The sequence below is a fragment of the Paracoccus hibiscisoli genome (assembly GCF_005048265.1).
Classification (GTDB): Bacteria; Pseudomonadota; Alphaproteobacteria; order Rhodobacterales; family Rhodobacteraceae; genus Paracoccus; species Paracoccus hibiscisoli.
This window is the reverse complement of record NZ_SUNH01000098.1, coordinates 1-1,232: the sequence shown is the minus strand read 5'-3', so window position 1 is coordinate 1,232 and position 1,232 is coordinate 1. Positions and strand designations below refer to the sequence as shown.

Annotated in this window: 1 protein-coding gene; it reads left to right on the top strand. The window is 60.6% G+C overall.

Annotation, left to right across the window (positions count from 1 at the left end; genetic code table 11):
* The first annotated feature begins 63 nt into the window (after window positions 1-63).
* Window positions 64-1,193 (top strand): IS3 family transposase gene (locus FA740_RS19490; RefSeq protein WP_370454610.1). Its coding sequence is split into 2 segments (ribosomal slippage): window positions 64-310 and window positions 310-1,193, totalling 1,131 coding nucleotides; the frame shifts between segments, so codons are not numbered across the junction.
* Window positions 1,194-1,232: the final 39 nt, after the last annotated feature.

The window sequence follows — 1,232 nt, the reverse complement described above, 5'->3', positions numbered from 1 at the left end:
TGGACCTGCCCCGGTTTCGTTCCGGTCTTCTGAGAGCGATGCTCTCACCAAAGGAGACAGGATATGGCAGCGACACACGGCGACGAGTTCAAGCGGGATGCGGTTCGCATCGCGCTCACCAGCGGCCTGACGAGACGTCAGGTTGCGTCTGATCTTGGGGTTGGGCTTTCGACGCTCGGCAAGTGGATACGGGCGATTTCCGATGAGGCGAAGGTGCCTGACCGGGACGCCGATCTTCTGCGCGAGAATGAACGGCTGCGGAAAGAGAACCGTATATTGCGCGAGGAGAGGGAAGTATTAAAAAAGGCGGCTCAGTTCTTCGCGGCTCAAAAGCCGTGAGGTTTCAGTTCATTGCCAGCTATCGGGGCAGCCTTTCGCGCAGCCATCTCTGTCGCATGATGGGCGTAACGGATCGCGGGTTGCGCGCGTGGCTGCGCAGGCCCCCGTCCATCCGTCAGCGGCGCGACATGGTGATCCTGGCGCATATCCGCGAACAGCATCGGCTGAGCCTGGGCAGCTACGGCAGGCCGCGGATGACCGAAGAGTTGAACGAGCTGGGCCTGCGGGTCGGACAGCGTCGGGTAGGCCGTCTGATGCGCCAGAACGGCATCCGCATCATCCGCAGCCGCAAGTTCAAGCGCACCACCGACAGCGATCACGCCTTCAACATCGCGCCGAACCTCTTGCAACAGGACTTTTCGGCGAGTGCCCCGAACCAGAAGTGGGCGGGCGACATCACCTACATCTGGACGCGTGAGGGCTGGGTTTATCTGGCCGTCATCATCGACCTGTTCTCGAGGCGCGTGATTGGCTGGGCTATCAGCAACCGGATGAAACAGGATCTGGCGATCAGGGCGCTGAACATGGCTGTTGCCCTGCGCCGCCCGCCACCAGGCTGTATTCATCACACGGATCGCGGCGCGCAATACTGCGCCCATGACTACCAGAAACTTCTCCGCAAAAACGGGTTCAAGGTATCAATGAGCGGCAAGGGCAACTGCTATGATAACTCGGCCGTCGAGAGCTTCTTCAAGTCCCTGAAGGCCGAACTGGTCTGGAGGCGCGAATGGCACACCCGACGCGACGTCGAGATCGCCCTCTTCGAATACATCAATGGCTTCTACAACCCGCGCCGCAAACACTCAGCCCTCGGCTGGAAATCACCCGTGGCCTTCGAGCAGAGGGCCGCTTAACATGAGCACCTGACCGGAACAGAAGCGGTGCAGGTCCAA